This window comes from Cyclobacterium amurskyense (genome assembly GCF_001050135.1).
GTDB classification, from domain to species: Bacteria; Bacteroidota; Bacteroidia; order Cytophagales; family Cyclobacteriaceae; genus Cyclobacterium; species Cyclobacterium amurskyense.
The window spans coordinates 2,941,672-2,960,758 of record NZ_CP012040.1 but is presented as its reverse complement, the minus strand read 5'-3'; the positions used below and the strand labels follow the sequence as shown (position 1 = coordinate 2,960,758).

Below are 19,087 nucleotides of genomic sequence, written 5' to 3'. Positions count from 1 at the left end.
TCAGTCAATTACCCCAAGATTTTTGCCTACTCCCTTAAATGCCTCGATAGCTCTATCCAGGTCTGCTTTCTCATGAGCAGCAGATAGTTGTACCCTGATTCTCGCTTGTCCTTTTGGTACTACCGGATAGTAAAAACCAATGACATAAATACCTTTTTCTAGCAATTGATCTGCCATTTTTTGCGCCAGTGGAGCATCATAAAGCATGATTGGCACGATTGGGTGTGTGCCTTCCTTGATTGCAAAACCAGCTTTCTGAATTCCCGACCTAAAATACAAGGTGTTCTCCTCCAGTTTATCCCTAAGTGCGGTAGTTTCTGATAACAAATCAAAAATAGCAATGGAAGCTCCCGTAATGGATGGAGCCAGTGTGTTGGAAAACAAATAAGGCCTGGACTTCTGACGTAGCATTTCGATGATTTCTTTCCGACCAGAGGTAAAGCCTCCCGAAGCGCCCCCTAAAGCTTTGCCCAAGGTCCCGGTAATAATATCTACCTTTCCCATTACGCCTTTCAGTTCATGCACACCTCTACCTGATTTACCAATAAACCCTGTAGAATGACATTCATCGCTCATCACCAAGGCATTGTATTTTGTTGCAAGAGCCACAATTTTATCCATTTGAGCAATTGTCCCATCCATAGAAAAGGCACCATCGGTGACAATCAACTTTTGCTTGGCACCTTTTGAATCAGCCGCTTTAAGTTGCTCTTCCAAATCTTGCATGTCATTGTGCTTGTACCTGAAACGCATGGCTTTACATAACCTTACTCCATCTATGATAGAAGCATGGTTCAAAGCATCGGAGATGATTGCGTCTTCTGGACCAAGAATTGGCTCAAACACACCTCCATTGGCATCAAAAGCCGCTGCATAAAGGATGGTATCTTCAGTGCCTAAAAATTTTGTAATCTTGTCTTCCAGCGTTTTGTGAATATCCTGTGTTCCACAAATAAACCTGACAGAAGACATCCCATACCCATGGCTATCAATGGCTTCTTTAGCTGCTTTTATTACTTGCGGATGACTAGAAAGTCCAAGGTAATTATTTGCACAAAAATTCAAAACCTCACTTCCACCCTTTAGGGTGATTTTTGCCCCCTGAGGGGAGGTTATTATCCGCTCATTTTTGTAGAGCCCATCTGTTTTCAGATCAGCTAACTCTTTCTCAAGTTTTTCTTTTAATGTGCCAAACATAAGCCTGTAGATTAATTAAATAATGGAAACAAACCACCATTTTGAATAAACACTAAACTTACGATTTTTAAAGATTAATGACACATAATTGTAATAAAATTCTGAAATTGGCAATTGAATTAGACATAATCAAAATAAAGCCAATGGATAAAATACTCGTAACCGGATCTGCTGGACAGTTAGGGACAGAACTAACACAAATGTTATGTGAGGTATATGGACCTGATGCAATTATTGCTTCTGACCTTAATCAAGAAGCTGCGGCAAAATTCCCTTATTGCCAATTTGCAAAACTAGACGTAATGGATCAGGTGAGTTTTAAAGACATCATCATCAAAGAAAATGTCACCCAGGTTTATCACCTTGCTGCAATCTTATCAGCCACAGCCGAACGAAATCCACTTTTAGCATGGAAGCTGAACATGGACAGTTTATTGATCTTACTTGAGTTAGGAAAAGAACTAAAATTAGACAAAATATTTTGGCCCTCATCCATCGCTGTATTTGGCAAAGAAAGCCCTAAACTACTTACCTCCCAAAATGCCGTGCAAAGCCCAAATACCGTCTATGGCATTTCTAAGATGGCTGGTGAAAGCTGGTGTGATTATTATTTCCAACACCACAATGTAGACGTAAGAAGTATTAGATTCCCTGGGCTAATTGGGTACAAATCAAAACCAGGAGGAGGCACCACTGACTATGCGGTAGATATTTTTTATAAGGCAATGAAAGGGCTACCTTTTGAATCTTTTCTAGAAAAAGACACCCGCCTACCTATGATGTACATGCCAGATGCCATTAATGCTACCTTAAAGCTAATGCAAGCACCAAAGGAAAACATCAAAGTAAGGTCCAGTTACAACCTGGCAGCCATGGACTTTACCCCTGAAGAAATATTTTTGGAATTGAAAAAATATTATCCAAATTTTAAAATAAATTACGCTCCCGATTACAGACAGGAAATTGCAGCAAACTGGCCTCAATCAATCGATGATCAAAGAGCACAGCAAGACTGGAATTGGCTTCCGGAATATGACCTGGCCCAAATGACCGAAGACATCCTAAAAAACCTACCCGAATGGCTAGACAAAAATTAGACGCTATGAAAAGACTAACCATAATGCTACTTGCACTATTAGTATTTGCTTGTGATAGCCCTTCTGAAGAAAAGAAATACGATGAGGGATCAGAATCTTCCCCTTCCCTTGAGAAAGAAATTGTTCTTGACAATACAGAATCTACCTGGATGAATTATGCCGGTGTTCTCCCTTGTGCAGATTGCTCAGGGATTAAAACAGAATTGAAGCTTGAGAATAGCCCGGAAAAACTGGAACGCACTTACGAACTGACAGAAACTTACCTTGAAACCAAAGACGGTGACCGTAAGTACACCACTTCTGGAATTTATGAGGTGATTTATGGCCTTAAAGACAATCCTGGTGCAATGGCCATCCGGCTTTTGGATGACAGCTCATCTCCGATAAAAAGCTTTATGCAAGACAAAACTGGAAAATTAACCCTTTTGGATCAGGAAGAAGAAATCATCTCCTCCAAACTTAATTATTCTCTGGAATTGGTTAGTCCATAAATTAAAACCTCTACTACCTTGATTTGGCTTTAGCTTATTGCTTTAAATTCTACGATCATTTAAGATAAAAATTACCTGCAAACCATGAGGTCAAGCCGTTAACCCAACAATTTAGTAAGGTGCTGGCTACGAGAGAAAAATCATTAGGAAATATGAAGAAGCCCTTTAAAATGAATAATATATTTAATCAGTTTATCCTATCCTTCACAGTAATATTACTATTGGCTTCTTGTGGAGAATCACCGCCCTCAAAGCTTACCATTCCTTATTCTGAAAAAGATATACAGGTTGATGGTGTAATTGATTCCGAAGAGTGGAGTCAAGCTGCCATAATTGAGAAATTGATCGCTCCTTGGGAAAATGATGCTACTGATAAAACACTGTTGAAGGCTTTTGTTTCCAGCAATTATTTCAATTTCAGCTTCCAAGTTTGGGACCAAACCCTAGTAACGATACCTTTCGAGAGAGAACTGTCTGTGGCAGCTGGTGATCGGGTTGAATTGTTTTTTTCAAGTGACAGCACCTTAGCAAAGTATTACTGTATCGAAATGGATCCCAATGGTAATGTTCTTGATTATTCAGCCGAACATTACCGTGAATTTAATGAATCTTGGGATTTTAAAAATATAAACGTGGCAACAGAAATCACCGACAAGGGCTACAGTGTGGAAGGTAGGATTCCTTTAGCTGAACTAAATGAATTGGGGATTTCTACCCCCTTTTATCTAGGTGTTTTCAGAGCAGATTTTAAAAAGCCACAGAGCAAAGATATTAGCTGGTATTCCTGGATAAAACCCCAAAACCCAACACCTGACTTTCATATTCCATCTGCATTTGCACAGACTAAATTTGAAGCGCCAATCAAGTAACGGCATTTAGAAAAAATAGGGAATACAGTTTGAGAAATGAAATAAAAATCAGCCTTTCAAACCATTGCAACGGTCAGCAATTTAAATTATATTGACCATTTAAAGTGAAGTAACTAATATTTGCTCAAGCCCAAAATAGGCGATAGTCCTTCTATTTCCCAATGGAAGCCCTATCAGTACCTGCATCCTTACTAATTCAAATAAAGATGAATTATCACGGTCAATCCACCTCAAAAATCTATCAGGAGCTTAACACAAGTAAACAAGGTTTGGATAGTACAGAAGCCGAAAAGAGGAAAACGCAATATGGACCAAATGAGCTTGTTCAAAAAAAGAAGATTTCTATCTTTCGTTTATTCCTTCATCAGTTTAAGGATGTAATGATTCTTATTTTACTGGTAGCGGCAGTAATTTCTTTCATCGTAGGGGATAGCAAAGACACCATTGTCATTTTAATCATTGTTTTTCTGAATGCAATTATTGGTTTTGTACAGGAATACCGAGCGGAAAAAGCAATGGAGGCCTTAAAGAAAATGTCCTCCCTCAATGCAACATTGCGCAGAGCTGGCACCATTGTCCAGGTTCCTGCAACTGAAGTGGTCCCTGGGGATATAGTAATAATTGAAGCTGGTATGTTGGTGCCCGCAGACCTTCGACTAATACAAACCCATGTTTTAAAAATTGAAGAAGCATCACTCACAGGGGAATCGCATGCAGTAACAAAATCCTCTGATAAGATAACTTCTGAAAATGTACCTTTAGGCGACCGCTTAAATATGGCCTACAAATCCACTACCATCACCAATGGCAGAGGGGAAGGAATTGTAGTGGCCACAGGGATGAATACGGAAATCGGTCGCATAGCACAACTATTACAAGAGGACAAAGTGAAAACACCCTTGCAGAAAAGGTTGGCAGATTTTGCCAGGAAATTGTCCTTTGCTGTAATCGGGATTTGTATTGCTTTATTTATTGCTGGATGGCTCCGTGGTGAACAGCCTATACAAATGCTATTGACTGCCATTTCCGTAGCTGTAGCAGCTATTCCAGAAGCCTTACCTGCTGTTATAACCATTGCGCTGGCCCTCGGTGCAAAACGCATGGTTCGTCAAAATGCCCTCATTAGGAAATTGCCTGCAGCTGAAACATTAGGAACCGTAAGCTATATTTGTACTGATAAAACAGGTACCATCACCCAAAATAAAATGACTGTAAACGATTGTTGGGTTTCACCGGAAGCCAAAGCAATCGATGATTATTCACCAGAACAGTTGATGCTGCTGGGGATGGAACTTAATCATGATGTTACTACAGATGAAAACAATGAACTAGTAGGTGACCCCACCGAAACAGCCCTGGTAGATTATACCCGGAAAAATAACAACTATAACCCACAATGGCGCACTGATTTTAAACGCGCCTATGAGTTGCCCTTTGATTCCGATCGGAAAAGAATGACCACAGTCTATCCTTTTAACGGGAAATGGCTGGTCGTTACAAAAGGTGCAGTAGAAAGGCTTCTCAGCATTTGCCCAGCTAACAAAACCGAAGTCATTAACGCTAAAACAGAACAATTTGCACAAGAAGGCAAGCGAGTACTGGCCTATGCCATCAAAGAAATCTCCGAGCTACCCCAACAAATCACAGCTGAAAACTTTGAAAAGGGGTTGAGTTTTATAGGACTTGCTGCGATGATTGACCCTCCTCGAGCCGAATCTATACAAGCCATTACCGATTGTCATGCTGCGGGGATCACTGTAATCATGCTTACAGGAGATCATCCCATAACCGCAAAAGCCATAGCTACAGAAACTGGAATTTTACAGGATGCAACAGACATGGTCGTCACCGGCACCCAACTTGCAAAGTTTACGGATCAGGAATTTCAAGACAAACTTGATTCCATTAAAGTGTTTGCGCGGGTATCTCCTGAGCAAAAGCTAAACATTGTCAAAGCCCTTCAAAATAAGAATCATTTTGTAGCCGTCACTGGAGATGGGGTAAATGATGCCCCTGCTTTGAAACGTGCCGATATAGGCGTTGCAATGGGTATTACCGGTACTGATGTATCGAAAGAAGCAGCCGACATGATCCTACTGGATGACAATTTTGCTACAATTATTCTTGCCGTTCGTGAAGGTCGAAGGATATTTGACAATATTCGCAAATTTGTAAAGTACATCCTGACGGGAAATAGCGGGGAAATTTGGACCATCTTTTTAGCCCCTTTATTGGGACTCCCCATCCCCCTTATTCCCATACAAATTTTGTGGGTTAATTTAATTTCCGATGGCTTGCCTGCCCTGGCATTTGCTGCCGAACCTGCAGAAGAAAACATACTGAAACGACCACCACGGAAAAACAATGAAAGCATTTTTGCCGGAGGAATTGCCACCCACATATTATGGGTGGGACTACTTATGGGCCTTGTATGTCTAGGTACACAGGCCTGGGCCATTCATAATGAAAACTCAAAATGGGCCACAATGGTATTTACAGTACTTAGCCTTTCACAGATGGGGCATGCTTTGGCCATTCGCAGTGATATTAAATCCCTTTTCACAATGGGTATTTTCGGCAACAAACAATTGATCTTCGCTGTATTGGTAACCCTGGGATTGCAGTTGGCCGTGATTTACATGCCTTTTTTACAAAGTGTGTTCAGAACACAGAACCTCACTCTATCAGAATTAGCCCTATGCCTTGGCTTGTCTAGCATAATATTTTGGTCGGTAGAAACAGAAAAATGGATCAAAAGATTAAAAAAACAATCCCCTTAAATAAACCCCTAAAGAGTATCCGCTTAGGTTAAAAGAAAACTAATTGATAAATTGGACTTAAAGAAAGGCATTCTCTTTACTAATAAAAGAGAGCAACAAGCAAATAATATTGAATGGACAATAACGAATTACTAAAGAAATTCTACACCTCCTTTTCTAAAGGGGATAGCAAAGGAATGGTAGAATGCTACCACGAAAACATCGTTTTCCAAGACCCTGTCTTTGGCACTTTAAAAGGAAAGCGAGCCTGCCAAATGTGGGAGATGTTACTTTCCAATAAAAAGACCGACACGAAAATTAGTTTTGACATCAGACGTGTTTCTGATGAAAGAGGAAAGGTGAACTGGGTGGCTGAGTATGTTTATGGAGAGAAAAAAAGAAAAGTGACCAATAAGGTTAGTGGAGAGTTTAAATTTAAAGACGATAAAATTATCGAACATATCGATTCATTTAATTTATGGAAATGGACAAGGCTAGCGATGGGAGCCGTAGGGTACCTGCTTGGTTGGACACCATTTATGAAAAGTAAAATTCAGAAAACCACCAATAAAAAATTAAATCAATTTATTGCTAAGCAAACTTGATTGCCGGAGGAACATCCTATGACCTCACTTACCTAAGGAGTCTTCCATCAGTCTGAGACAATAAAATGCCAGAATTCCTACAATGATAAAATTAAGACCCGCCACGATCAAAGACCTCGAATTGCTTAAATTTTGGGACAAGCAACAGCATGTAATTGACTGTGATCCTGATGAGGACTGGGATTGGGAAAAAGAATTGGCACGAAAACCTGCTTGGCGCGAGCAATTGGTGGCAGAATTGAATGGCGATCCAATAGGCTTTGTACAGATCATTGACCCCTACGAGGAAGAGACCCATTATTGGGGTGATATAGCCCCCAACAAAAGAGCCATAGATATTTGGATTGGGGAAGAAAGAAACCTGAATAAAGGCTATGGCACGGCCATAATGAAACTAGCGATAGAACTATGTTTCAGCCAAAAAGAGGTAGACGGCATTTTAATCGACCCCTTAAAATCGAATACCAAAGCCCATAAATTTTATGAAAAAATTGGGTTTGAGTTTGTGGAAGAGAGGGTTTTTAATGACGCCGCTTGTTATGTTTACGAATTAAAGCCAAGATAAGCCATGCTTCATTTAATCCATGATAAAATTTATCCAATGAAAACTGCACTTTTTTTCTTCTCCCTACTCCTACTTTCAAGCTGTAAACAAGAAAGTCAAACAGAGACGAAGGAAACACCCCCCAATATCATTCTAATTATGGTAGACGACCTAGGTAAAGAATGGGTTAGCCATTACGGGGCAGAAGATATATCGACACCAAATATTGATGCCTTGGCTAAAAGTGGAGTCACTTTCAACAATGTATATTCAATGCCACAATGTACGCCTACAAGGGTCACCTTATTAACAGGCCAATACCCCTTCAAACATGGATGGGTAAACCATTGGGATGTCCCACGCTGGGGTGGTGGTGCACACTTCGATGAAACAATGAATCCCTCCATAGGTATAGCCATGAAAGAAGCTGGATACACCACTTGTATCGCAGGTAAATGGCAAATTGATGATTTTCGCGTTGAACCGGATGCATTGCTAAGGAATGGTTTTGATGAATTTTGTATGTGGACAGGTTATGAATCAGGAATAAAGGCAAGTGCTAACCGATACCAGGACCCCTATATCTTTACAAAAGAGGGAAGCAAAACCCACAAAGGAGCATTTGGCCCTGATGTATTTAAAGATTTTATAATTGACTTTATTGACCATAATAAAAAGAGCCCCATGTTTATTTACTTCCCCATGGTTCTCACCCATACACCTTTTGTAAATACTCCGACGGACTCAGCCACCGACAATTTGGGAAAGCATAAAGCCATGGTAAAATACACTGATCGAATAACTGGTGAAATAATTCAGGCACTTGAAAATGCTGGAATCAGGGACAATACAATCGTTTTGTGGACCACTGACAATGGGACAACTGGAGCCATCACTGGAAAAAGAAATGGGTTAAAGGTACAAGGTGGAAAGGCAAAAACAATTGAACCAGGAATTAGCGCGCCCTTTATTGCCAGTTGGCCTGGAAAGATCAAAGGAAATAGAATTTCTAATGCATTAATTGATTTCACAGATTTTTACCCGACTTTTCTTGATTTAGCAGGCCAAGCAGTTCAAAGGGAGCAAACCATTAATGGGAAGACCTATGAGATCGATGGTTACTCATTTAAGGATGTTTTACTTAAAAACGTAGATGAATCCAAGCGAGAATGGATACTTGGTATGGGTGGTGGAAACAACGCTGCGCTCACTCAAAACGGAGTTGAAAATCAATACCTATTCAGAGATCGGGTCTTGAGAAACAAAAAGTACAAACTGTATATCAATTCAAATAGAGAGCCCGAAGCTTTTTTCGATTTATTACAGGATGCTGAGGAAAGCAATAACCTGATCGACAGCCTTAACTCAGAAGAGCGAAAAAGTAACTTCAAGCAGCTTTATGAAGTAATAGCTACTTTTCCTGAAAAGGACCATGACCCCAAGTACCTGCCAAACCCCTCTCAAGCATGGGATGTAGAGGTTACCGAAGAAAGTCAGCTTTGGAAAAAGTAGAATTCGCCTATTTCAGTATTCTCTTAAATTACAACAATCAAAGTCTTAAAACTTCCTTATAGCCGTCGCTATTTTTCTTCCTTCCCAACCCAATTAATCGCGTTGCTTAAGATTTGCTGAAATGCTGGAGCAGTAAATGACTTGGCATCATGCCCTAAGAGGGTCTGAAAAACCCGACCTTTCCCATAATGGTATACCCATCCCAATGGTTCTTCCTTCCCTGTGACTTTAGACTTGGCGGTAAACAAAGGGACAATGGTTTGATCACCCTTTTGATTGAAATACAATTCATCAAATGTGGAAAAATCATCTATCCCTGAAGTAATAGCATGTTCACTATTGGAGATTTTGACCATGAATTCACCATAAGAATCATGGCCACTGTCTGCATTGTGATCCCAAACCCTACTAACGATCTTCCTGTACTCTGCCCAATCCGATTCACTCGCTTTTGGTAAAGAGAAGTGGAAAGCACCATTCGCAAAATGCAACACCATTAATCCACCTCCTTGATTCAAATAATTAACAAATGAATTTTTAGACGCTTCTGACAATCCTCTGGGATCTTCCCAATTCGCATAGTTTAGGATTAGAGCATCATAATCATCAAGATCATATTGGGAAAGGTCATCAATGTTTGTGGAAATATCCACATAGAAATCACTATTACCTTCGATGGCAGATTTAATAAGTGGAGAAGTTTTCTCCCATGGGTGTGCGGGATGATGATTTCCTGTCAACAGCAAGGCTTTTCGGGACTTTTCATACAAAAATTGGGTCACTTCAGCATCCTCATAAAACTTTGCTTCAACTCCTCCCCTAGGGATCTTTGCTCCTGCTGCCCAGACAGTCCCATTTAGGATCATTTTCCTAAAGTTGTCATTCTCCCAATTGGAATAAAAATGTCCCATGGTAGTGCTAAAACCTCTACCCCCATCCTGCCTTTCTACAGCCCAAGCTACAGCATTGCCATTGTCCTCCACGCCTTCCAATTCCGGAACTTCCGCTATAAGCTTTAAACGATTGTCATGAGCCTGAAAACGAATATTGTAATAAAATTCATCTTTCAGCTTGAAAGGTTCGATGCCAGATAAAATGGGGTGTTTGGCATTAGGGAACACAAGCTTACTCTCCATGGTCTTTATTGCTGAATACCAATTCCTCTCCCCTTGTTCATCCTGCCAGTCAAAATAGCCACCTCCCCATTCCAAAACCTTCTTACCATTTTCATCTGATGCGAAAGTTGAAAAATGAATCAGGGACAATCCGCAGCCCCTTTCCATTTGTTTTTGCATTATTTTCATTCGCTCTTCGGTCATAAATGGAACTTCAGAACCCAAATGTCCATCTCGACCATCGGAAACAAAAAGTATAAGATCAGCTTCATCCAAACTTTGAATATTTTCAGGCCAACCATTAAAATGAATCTCCGTAGTTATGCCCTCCACATTGGAATTGTCCAACATGGTTTTAATCAGCCTTACAGATTTAATGTATTCATGAACTTTGGGTCCATGGCTTTTTGGACCTGCTATCAGCACTATTTTTTTTGATTTAGCCAATGGCGCTAATTCCGAAGCCTCTACAAGTTGCAGTGCAGAGAAAAAACAAATAAAAAACAGCAGTTGAAAGGAAAGTAATTTATGCATTGATTGGGCTAATTGTTCTAAACTTGATTAAGAATATATTATATGCTTAATATATAAATTTTTAACCCGGTTTCAAAAGCATAAAACACCAACCACATGGCAAGCTGTTTATCCATTTTTCAATGGACACAAAAAACAGCCAACCCGAAAACGGGTTGGCTGTCCAACTAATAAACCCAATTAACCAAACTCTATAAAACTTAACACAATAACCATTCCATTACTTAATGTTGAAAGAAGTTATCGCGCTACTATTACTCGATATAATCGCTTCCCTGTACACTTTGGCAATGGCATTGCCTAATTAGGGATTAACTTACTTCTACATTATCTATGTTTTTGAAATAGATCTGATTCTCTGCATCAAGGTCTACCAACACTGCGCTATCATTCTTAACATATCCACTCAAGATTTGTTTTGATAATTCGTTAAGTACCAGCCTTTGCATTGTTCTTTTCAATGGTCTGGCACCATATTGAGGATCAAAACCTACCTCTCCCAAATAATCCAACACTTCCTGAGTTGCACCAATCTCTATACCGGCTTCAGACAAACGATCCTGAATCTCTCTCCATTGTATGTCCACAATTTTTCGAAGAATCTCCTTATTTAGTGGCTCAAACATGATGGTCTCATCTATACGATTTAAGAACTCAGGTCGCATGGATTTTTTCAACATATTGAAAACCTCCTCCTTAGTAGTTTCCATCACTACTTCCTTGTTGAATTCATTGATGGTCTCAAATCGCTCCTGAATCAAATGAGAGCCGATATTGGTGGTCATAATGATGATGGTATTTTTAAAGTTAGCTACTCGACCTTTGTTGTCAGTAAGCCTACCATCGTCCAATACCTGCAAGAGAATATTGAACACATCAGGATGTGCTTTTTCAATTTCATCAAGCAGCACTACTGAATAAGGTCTTCTTCTGACAGCTTCTGTAAGTTGCCCTCCTTCATCATAGCCTACATATCCTGGAGGTGCTCCTACCAGCCTGCTGACCGCATGCCTTTCCTGGTATTCAGACATATCAATCCTAACCATGGCATTTTCATCACTAAACAAGTACTCTGCCAAGGCTTTGGCCAACTCTGTTTTACCCACCCCTGTTGTTCCCAGGAATATGAATGAACCTATCGGTCTTTTGGGATCCTGCAATCCAGCTCGGCTTCTTCTCACCGCATCCGACAGCGCCACAATGGCCTCTGTCTGTCCAGCTACACGTTTTCCAAGTTCTTCTTCTAAGTGAAGCAGTTTTTCTCTTTCACTTTGGATCATTTTAGACAATGGAATTCCTGTCCATTTACTCACTACGGCTGCAATGTCTTCCGCATCCACTTCTTCTTTTAATAAAGGAGAGCCCTCTTGCATTTCTTTCAATTGCTGCTTAAAGGATTCCAGTTTTTTCTCACTTTCCACAATCTTACCGTAGCGAATTTCAGCTACCTTACCAAAGTCACCACCTCTTTCTGCCTGTTCTGCTTCAATCTTGAACTTGTCAATGTTTTCTTTTTCGCGTTGGATGCCTTGGATAACCGCCTTCTCACTTTCCCATTTGCCTTTTATTTCCTGTCTTTTCTCAGTTAAATCTGCCAATTCCTTGCTAAGGACTGTTTCTTTATCCTTGTTCTTCTCTCTACGAATGGCCTCCCGCTCAATTTCCAATTGCATGATACGCCTGTTCATTTCATCCAGCTCCTGAGGCAGAGAATCAATCTCCATCCTCAACTTCGCCCCTGCCTCATCCATCAAATCTATGGCTTTGTCAGGCAGGTATCTATCTGTAATGTACCGTTGAGAAAGCTCAACAGCAGCAATCACTGCATCATCTTTAATCCTTACACCATGGTGCAATTCATACTTGTCCTTGATCCCTCTTAAAATAGAAATGGCATCAGCTACATCCGGCTCATCCACTACTACTTGCTGAAACCTTCGTTCAAGCGCTTTGTCTTTTTCAATGTACTTCTGATACTCTTTTAGGGTAGTGGCTCCTATTGCATGTAACTCACCCCTAGCCAGGGCAGGCTTCAACAAATTGGCAGCATCCATTGCTCCCTCTCCACCTCCACCGGCGCCTATCAAAGTATGGATCTCATCTATGAAAAGAATAATTTCTCCGTCTGAATCTGTAACTTCCTTGATAACAGATTTAAGCCTTTCCTCAAATTCACCTTTGTATTTGGCTCCTGCCACCAACAAACCCATATCTAAAGAGATAAGAATTTTGCTTTTAAGGTTTTCAGGTACATCTCCACTAACTATACGCTGGGCCAGCCCTTCCACAATGGCCGTTTTACCAACTCCTGGTTCTCCTAAGAGAATCGGATTGTTTTTTGTCCTTCTGGCCAAAATCTGTAAAACCCTTCTGATCTCCTCATCCCTACCGATTACAGGGTCAATTTTCCCTTTTTTGGCCAGTTCATTTAGGTTTTTAGAGTATTTTTCTAATGACCTGTACTTTGATTCTGCATTTTGATCAGTCACCTTATTTCCTTTTCTAAGTTCCTTAATAACTTCTATTAACCTCTTTTCATTTAGCCCCTGATCCTTCAATAGCTGAGCTACTTTCTCCGATCCGGCCAAAACTCCTAATAACAAATGTTCTACAGCCACAAATTCATCACCAAAAGTTTTAAGGTAATTCTTAGCCTTGGTTATAGCCTCATTGGTTGCATTGGATAAATAAGGCTGTTGCCCACTAACTTTTGGGTATTGGGCAATGATTTCATCCAGTTTTTGAAGAACCAGGTCAGAATTAACCTCCAACTTCTTAAATAAAAACTCCCTTACATTGACGTCTTCCTGAATTATACCTTTTAATAAATGAGCTGGCTCTATAAGCTGTTGTTGCTCAGAGGTGCAAAGCTCCAAAGCCTTTTGAATCACCTCTTGTGATTTTATAGTAAATTGCTTGAAATCCATTTCGCTCTTTTGATTATTTTTTGAATATTTTGTATTGCTTATTATCCATTTATCAAATATGAAACCAAACGATTTTTTAAGCCAAACACTGTAATTATGTCCGATTTCGGTCATAAAAAAAGAAAAAAACGGCCTTTTTGACAGAGATTGTGTTTATTTATTAGTGAAGATTTGTTCCTCTTTAAAATCTCTAGCTATAATTTCATTGTATTATTTACCTTTACATTTTAAAGGCCTGACCAATTAATCGTATGAAAAAAATATTGATACTTCTTTACATAGCTTTGGTAGCGAGCTCTTGTCAGAAAAAGGAAGAGCAAAAACCAAACTTCGTATTTATTCTTGTTGATGATCTTGGATGGGCAGATGTTAAAGCCAATTACCCTGATAGTTTTTATGAAACGCCCAACCTAGACCGAATGGCTTCGGAAGGGATTCGATTTACGCAGGCTTACGCAGCCCACCCTGTCTGCAGCCCCACCCGAGCGGCGTTGATGACCGGAAAGCATCCCAACAGGCTAGGTATCACAGATTGGATCCCTGGCTTTGATAAGTTTGAGGACCAACGCCCAATTGTCACCCCTCCCATTCGCGATGAACTTGCTCTGGAAGAAACGACTCTAGCTGAAAAGTTAAAAGAAAATGGATATCAGACCTATTTCATTGGCAAGTGGCATTTAGGCGAAGAAGAAAAATACTGGCCAGAACATCAGGGCTTTGATAAAAACATCGGTGGGTGGCGTGTAGGAGCTCCTCAGTTAAAAAAGGGCCTGAGCAATGGCTATTACGCCCCTTATGGGAATCCAAAACTTCCTGATGGTCCTGAAGGCGAATACCTAACGGACAGGTTGACAAATGAAAGTTTGCAATTGATTCAGGAAAATTCTGACAAGCCGTTTTTGCTGTATCTTTCATTTTACAGTGTGCACACGCCCATACAAGCGGCCCCAAAAAAGCATGAGTACTTTATTAATAAAAAAGCAAAAATAACTTTAGCGGAAGGCCAGCCTAGCTACAGGCAAGAAGGTGATGGGCAAACCAAACTGATTCAAGACAATGCAGCCTACGCCTCTATGGTGGCTGCAATGGACGAAAATGTGGGCAGAATACTAAAAGAGCTAAAAGAAAAGGGACTTGATGAAAACACCTGGGTAATCCTTACGAGTGACAATGGAGGCCTGTCCACCTTGTACGGAGAAGGTGCGCCTACAGCCAATGGACCATTAAGGGCAGGAAAAGGATGGTGTTATGAGGGAGGAATAAGGGTGCCTCTAATCATCAAAGGACCTGGAATCAAAACGCCAGGTAAAGTCACAGATTTACCTGTCACAAGCATGGATTTTTTCCCTACCTTACTCAGTATTGCTGGATCCAATTTTGAATCCAATGACGGGATAGACCTTTCTTCATTCCTTACAGGAGGTAAGGCCCCTGAGAGAGACCTCTTCTTTTGGCATTACCCACAATACCATGGAAGCGCATGGAAGCCAGGCTCAGCTATAAGAAAAGGGAAGTGGAAATTAATTCATGACTACGAAAGTGGTGAGAACCAACTCTTCGATCTTGAAAATGACCCAGGGGAAAATCAAGACCTATCGCATAGCCAGCCAGAAAAGGTGGTAGCTTTGGAGGGTAAACTAATGAAAGAATTAGAAAAAACAGGTGGTAAACTTCCTTCTAGAAAATAGCTCGAAATTTAGAACCTTAAAAATAACAATTGGAATTTTGAACCTTTAATGGCTAAGAGGCTGTTAAACCCGAAATATGCAATAGACATTCTATTACGTGCTGAAATCGCTATAAAATCAGCCACTTCGTTGCTGTTTTCAATTTCACCATAGCGGTGCTATGCTAAAATCTCCAAACAGCCTGATTTTCTTGCGATTGCAACACTCATCACGAATCCTATTACATAATCCGGGTTAAATTCGCGTTCGAATCAAATCAAAAATCATGCAGACAGAAAAAAAACAAGACATTAGAAAATTAGAGCTCGCAGAACTAGAAGCTTATTTTCTCTCTGTAGGTGAAAAAAAGTTTCGAGCCAAACAGGTCTACGAGTGGCTTTGGAACAAATCATTGAAAAACTTTGATGACATGAGCAATATCTCTAAATCTACCAGAGAGATATTGAAAGCCAATTTCACCATCAACCACATTCTAGTAGATCAATTTCAAAGGAGTAGTGATGGCACCATAAAAAATGCCGTCAAGTTATACGATGACAATATTGTAGAGTCTGTGCTTATCCCTACCTCAAAAAGAATTACGGCTTGTGTTTCATCTCAGGTTGGCTGTAGCCTGGATTGTAACTTTTGTGCTACTGCGAGGTTAAAAAGAATGCGTAACTTAAATCCTGATGAAATATATGATCAGGTCGTTGCTATTCAAGAAGAGGCCAGCTTGTATTTCGATAGGCCCCTGACCAATATTGTATTTATGGGAATGGGCGAACCTTTACTTAACTACCAAAATGTGTTGTCTGCCATTGATAAGATTTGTTCCCCAGAAGGGTTAGGAATTTCCCCAAAACGTATCACATTATCTACAGTTGGTATAGCCAAGATGATACGTAAACTGGCTGATGATGAAGTTAAATTCAATTTGGCCCTATCTTTGCACTCAGCAATCGACGAAACGCGAACAAGACTAATGCCAATCAATCAAGTCAATACCGTTGAGGATCTTGCTTTGGCTCTGAAATATTGGTATAGTAAAACAAAAAGAAAAGTCACCTATGAATATGTCATTTGGGACGGGATCAATGATGACGAAAAACATGCACGTGCCTTGGCAAAATTCTGCAAGCATGTGCCATCGAAAGTCAATATTATCCAATACAACCCAATTGATGAAGGAGAATTTCGCCAAGCATCACCAGATAAGATTGAGCTTTACCTTTCTGTTTTGGAATCAGCAGGTATAGTTGCTAAAGTAAGAAAATCTCGGGGACAGGATATTGATGCTGCTTGTGGTCAATTGGCGAATAAAAACGAATTATAACGGCTTTGCGTTATTTAGGGTTGGAGGGTGTTCTAAATAATTTAAATACAAAGTAAAGTATTGTTATGAATCCAAACCAAATCATCGATAAAATTCTTCCAATATTAGCTGAAAAATCTTACCATAATTTGGAGCTAGAATCGATTCTAGAAAGCGCTAGCTTATCTCAGGAAGATTTCTTTACAGCATTTAATAACCTGGACGATCTGCTTACAAAGGCTTTTTATCGATTGTGTAATGAGGCTGATGGTTTTTCAAAATCAATTGACAAATTTTCCTGCTCTCTTGACAAGTTATATCACTTATTAGATAATATCTACCATCTACATATTCAGTATCAATTCTATTTCTTTAATCTACTGGAAATAATGAAAAACCAGGAGCTCATCAAAGATCGATACTTAGATATGATTGCGCTAAGAAAAACGCAATTGATACATCTCTTTAAGTTATTAGCTACAGAGGGTTTTTTTGCCGAAGAAAAGTTTCCGGGAAGTTTTGAAAACCTTGCCAACCAAATGTTTATGTTGTCCGATTATTGGCTAATCCATAATCAGATTGTTTTTGGTCCAGATGATATTCGCTTGCCCTACTACAATAAGCTTATATTTTCTGCAGTCCTCCCCTACCTTACCGAAAAAGGATTGGTTGATTATAAGAAAATTCTGGGCTATGAAAAGCTTAATTAATTGTGCTTGGAATTAAGCGTCTTTGTTGCTAAAGTCAAACAACTTGCGTTTTTCTTCTTTGGTAAGATTATCGTAGCCCTTATCAGCAATTTTATCTAAAATCCGATCTATTTCTTCTTGTGTGCTTCTACTTGTAGAACTACTAGTGGAAGAACTCATAGTGGTTTTTTTCCTCGAAGCCTCCCCATCCCGTCTGTAAGTCACTTTTACTTTAGGCTTTTGTGAAAACAACTTTTCAAAAAACACCCCTACTGCTTGTACAGGCTTACCTAAATCTATCCCTTTATTCAGTTGAAGAATATAAATAAAGCCCATTGCTGCTCCTCCCAAATGAGCCAATTCCCCACCGGCATTCGCTCCGGCAGAATTGGCAAAGGCCACAAGCACGTAGAAAATTGCGATGTATTTGATTTTTACCGGCCCTATCAAAAGCAGATGAAACTGCGTATCAGGTCGTAAAGTGGCCGCGGCTACCACTATGGCGAATACTCCGGCACTTGCTCCAAGCATTAAAGCGCCATCCACCCTATCATTGAAATAAGGGGCAATATTATAAAGGATCATATAAAGTAATCCTCCGGCAATTCCGCCAAGGATATACAAATTGACCAACTTTCTACTTCCCAGGTACTCTTGCACTAACAAGCCGAACCAATAAAGAAACAGCAAATTGAATATTATATGCAAGAAGCCTTCATGCAAAAACATATAGCTTATGATCGTCCAGGGCTGCATTAAAAACTGGGGAATAGCTGCTGGCATCATAAAAACAGAGATGATTGAACGATAAGTGGCTTCTGCCCCACCTATTGTCAAAAATACCCTAAGCACCATCAATACCAGAAAGGCCAATAAGTTGATGGCAATTATCTTGTAGAGACCGTTGTTTTTATGGTCAAATGCATGTCTGATATGGTACCAAAACCCTCCGTACATATTCTTTTAATAAAAATTTTGTCTGTCCCTTTTCCAATAAGTCACCAAAACTGCCCCTATCAATAATCCTGATAAGTGGGCAAAATGGGCTACATTGTCTGTGGGATTAGATACAAATATATTATAAACTGTGTATAGTCCATAGAACAAGACAAGGTATTTTGCCCTTATGGGCATTGGTGGGAAAAGCAAGAACAGCTGGGTATTGGGAAAGAGCATTCCAAATGCAATCAGAATACCAAACAAGGCACCGGAAGCACCCACCATTGGTATGTTTGCTTTCAGATCTCTTATTCCAAGCATATTCCTTTTCGCCCTCTCTTGTAACTCAGTATTGTCAGCATCGCGACTGTACTCATCTATAAAATCATAGATTCCGGCATTGAAGTAATGACTGTTGTCAGAGACAAAGCGATTGAACTCTTCAGGATCAGGATTTTCCGCAAATGTTTCTATCCTATTGTTTAATTGACCCATATTGTATGCCACATACCCGGAATACAACACCCCTGAACCTACACCACACACCATCCATAAAATCAGGATTTTTTTAGGCCCTAGAAATTGCTCTAGTAAGGGGCCAAATATAAATAGCCCAAACATATTGCTCAACAAATGCCAAAAGTCTGCATGCATAAACATGTAGGTGACAAATTGAAAAGGCATGAAATTCCTACTGTCTATATAATACAAGGCAAAAAGCCCTTTCAATTGCGGAAGGAAAAAAGAAGCTATTACATGCATACCCACCGTGATCAGTAATAGGTTTTTCACAATGGGTGTAAGGGCTCTAAACATAAGTTCGTGTT

At 39.9% G+C, this 19,087-nt stretch carries 15 protein-coding genes; 10 read left to right on the top strand and 5 right to left on the bottom strand.

The window, feature by feature from the left end; translation table 11 throughout:
- Complete coding sequence (kbl, locus tag CA2015_RS12165) at window positions 1–1,197, bottom strand: glycine C-acetyltransferase (protein WP_048642162.1); 1,197 nt, start codon at window positions 1,195–1,197, stop codon at window positions 1–3.
- Window positions 1,198–1,340: 143 nt separating this feature from the next.
- Here kbl and CA2015_RS12160 point away from each other — a divergent pair, with 143 nt between their 5' ends.
- The 7 genes from CA2015_RS12160 (at window position 1,341) to CA2015_RS12130 (ending at window position 9,074) form a co-directional block, all read left to right on the top strand.
- Window positions 1,341–2,294 (top strand): NAD-dependent epimerase/dehydratase family protein, encoded by a 954-nt coding sequence (locus CA2015_RS12160; RefSeq protein ID WP_048644498.1) that lies wholly within the window; start codon window positions 1,341–1,343, stop codon window positions 2,292–2,294.
- Window positions 2,276–2,785, top strand: coding sequence for a copper resistance protein NlpE (locus CA2015_RS12155; protein WP_157470456.1), 510 nt, complete (start codon window positions 2,276–2,278; stop codon window positions 2,783–2,785). The genes CA2015_RS12160 and CA2015_RS12155 overlap by 19 nt, the downstream gene beginning before the upstream one ends.
- A gap of 170 nt (window positions 2,786–2,955) precedes the next feature.
- Window positions 2,956–3,654, top strand: coding sequence for a carbohydrate-binding family 9-like protein (locus tag CA2015_RS12150; protein WP_169786480.1), 699 nt, complete (start codon window positions 2,956–2,958; stop codon window positions 3,652–3,654).
- 206 nt (window positions 3,655–3,860) lie between these two features.
- Window positions 3,861–6,434 carry a calcium-translocating P-type ATPase, PMCA-type gene (locus CA2015_RS12145; RefSeq protein ID WP_048644497.1) on the top strand — a complete coding sequence of 858 codons (2,574 nt, stop codon included), beginning with the start codon at window positions 3,861–3,863 and terminating at the stop codon, window positions 6,432–6,434.
- 113 nt (window positions 6,435–6,547) lie between these two features.
- Entirely contained in the window at window positions 6,548–7,018 is a 471-nt protein-coding gene (locus CA2015_RS12140; protein ID WP_048642159.1) for a nuclear transport factor 2 family protein, read from the top strand.
- 82 nt (window positions 7,019–7,100) lie between these two features.
- Entirely contained in the window at window positions 7,101–7,583 is a 483-nt protein-coding gene (locus CA2015_RS12135) for a GNAT family N-acetyltransferase (protein WP_048642158.1), read from the top strand.
- A gap of 36 nt (window positions 7,584–7,619) precedes the next feature.
- A complete protein-coding gene (locus tag CA2015_RS12130) occupies window positions 7,620–9,074 on the top strand; it encodes a sulfatase-like hydrolase/transferase (RefSeq protein WP_084011753.1) in 1,455 nt (484 codons plus the stop codon).
- 68 nt (window positions 9,075–9,142) lie between these two features.
- Here CA2015_RS12130 and CA2015_RS12125 read toward each other — a convergent pair whose 3' ends face one another.
- Both CA2015_RS12125 and clpB read right to left on the bottom strand, forming a co-directional pair.
- Complete coding sequence (locus CA2015_RS12125; RefSeq protein ID WP_048642157.1) at window positions 9,143–10,723, bottom strand: ThuA domain-containing protein; 1,581 nt, start codon at window positions 10,721–10,723, stop codon at window positions 9,143–9,145.
- 311 nt (window positions 10,724–11,034) lie between these two features.
- Window positions 11,035–13,650, bottom strand: coding sequence for an ATP-dependent chaperone ClpB (gene clpB, locus CA2015_RS12120; protein WP_048644495.1), 2,616 nt, complete (start codon window positions 13,648–13,650; stop codon window positions 11,035–11,037).
- Window positions 13,651–13,901: 251 nt separating this feature from the next.
- Here clpB and CA2015_RS12115 point away from each other — a divergent pair, with 251 nt between their 5' ends.
- The 3 genes from CA2015_RS12115 to CA2015_RS12105 all read left to right on the top strand — a co-directional run bounded on the left by CA2015_RS12115 (window position 13,902) and on the right by CA2015_RS12105 (window position 17,342).
- Window positions 13,902–15,338 carry a sulfatase gene (locus CA2015_RS12115; protein WP_048642156.1) on the top strand — a complete coding sequence of 479 codons (1,437 nt, stop codon included), beginning with the start codon at window positions 13,902–13,904 and terminating at the stop codon, window positions 15,336–15,338.
- A 265-nt stretch (window positions 15,339–15,603) separates the two neighbouring features.
- Window positions 15,604–16,653, top strand: coding sequence for a 23S rRNA (adenine(2503)-C(2))-methyltransferase RlmN (gene rlmN / locus CA2015_RS12110; protein WP_048642155.1), 1,050 nt, complete (start codon window positions 15,604–15,606; stop codon window positions 16,651–16,653).
- Between the two features lie 65 nt (window positions 16,654–16,718).
- Window positions 16,719–17,342 carry a TetR/AcrR family transcriptional regulator gene (locus tag CA2015_RS12105; protein WP_048642154.1) on the top strand — a complete coding sequence of 208 codons (624 nt, stop codon included), beginning with the start codon at window positions 16,719–16,721 and terminating at the stop codon, window positions 17,340–17,342.
- A 12-nt stretch (window positions 17,343–17,354) separates the two neighbouring features.
- Here the strand turns inward: CA2015_RS12105 and CA2015_RS12100 are convergent, their stop codons facing one another.
- Both CA2015_RS12100 and CA2015_RS12095 read right to left on the bottom strand, forming a co-directional pair.
- The gene (locus tag CA2015_RS12100; protein ID WP_048642153.1) at window positions 17,355–18,278 is read right to left on the bottom strand and encodes a rhomboid family intramembrane serine protease; all 924 of its coding nucleotides are present in this window, start codon (window positions 18,276–18,278) and stop codon (window positions 17,355–17,357) included.
- 6 nt (window positions 18,279–18,284) lie between these two features.
- Window positions 18,285–19,076, bottom strand: coding sequence for a rhomboid family intramembrane serine protease (locus CA2015_RS12095; protein WP_048642152.1), 792 nt, complete (start codon window positions 19,074–19,076; stop codon window positions 18,285–18,287).
- Window positions 19,077–19,087: the final 11 nt, after the last annotated feature.

Bases quoted from the DNA above. Each gene is read 5' to 3' on its own strand.
- kbl (WP_048642162.1), bottom strand. From the start codon at position 1,197: ATGTTTGGCACATTAAAAGAAAAACTTGAGAAAGAGTTAGCTGATCTG.
- CA2015_RS12160 (WP_048644498.1), top strand. From the start codon at position 1,341: ATGGATAAAATACTCGTAACCGGATCTGCTGGACAGTTAGGGACAGAA.
- CA2015_RS12155 (WP_157470456.1), top strand. From the start codon at position 2,276: ATGGCTAGACAAAAATTAGACGCTATGAAAAGACTAACCATAATGCTA.
- CA2015_RS12150 (WP_169786480.1), top strand. From the start codon at position 2,956: ATGAATAATATATTTAATCAGTTTATCCTATCCTTCACAGTAATATTA.
- CA2015_RS12145 (WP_048644497.1), top strand. From the start codon at position 3,861: ATGAATTATCACGGTCAATCCACCTCAAAAATCTATCAGGAGCTTAAC.
- CA2015_RS12140 (WP_048642159.1), top strand. From the start codon at position 6,548: ATGGACAATAACGAATTACTAAAGAAATTCTACACCTCCTTTTCTAAA.
- CA2015_RS12135 (WP_048642158.1), top strand. From the start codon at position 7,101: ATGATAAAATTAAGACCCGCCACGATCAAAGACCTCGAATTGCTTAAA.
- CA2015_RS12130 (WP_084011753.1), top strand. From the start codon at position 7,620: ATGAAAACTGCACTTTTTTTCTTCTCCCTACTCCTACTTTCAAGCTGT.
- CA2015_RS12125 (WP_048642157.1), bottom strand. From the start codon at position 10,723: ATGCATAAATTACTTTCCTTTCAACTGCTGTTTTTTATTTGTTTTTTC.
- clpB (WP_048644495.1), bottom strand. From the start codon at position 13,650: ATGGATTTCAAGCAATTTACTATAAAATCACAAGAGGTGATTCAAAAG.
- CA2015_RS12115 (WP_048642156.1), top strand. From the start codon at position 13,902: ATGAAAAAAATATTGATACTTCTTTACATAGCTTTGGTAGCGAGCTCT.
- rlmN (WP_048642155.1), top strand. From the start codon at position 15,604: ATGCAGACAGAAAAAAAACAAGACATTAGAAAATTAGAGCTCGCAGAA.
- CA2015_RS12105 (WP_048642154.1), top strand. From the start codon at position 16,719: ATGAATCCAAACCAAATCATCGATAAAATTCTTCCAATATTAGCTGAA.
- CA2015_RS12100 (WP_048642153.1), bottom strand. From the start codon at position 18,278: ATGTACGGAGGGTTTTGGTACCATATCAGACATGCATTTGACCATAAA.
- CA2015_RS12095 (WP_048642152.1), bottom strand. From the start codon at position 19,076: ATGTTTAGAGCCCTTACACCCATTGTGAAAAACCTATTACTGATCACG.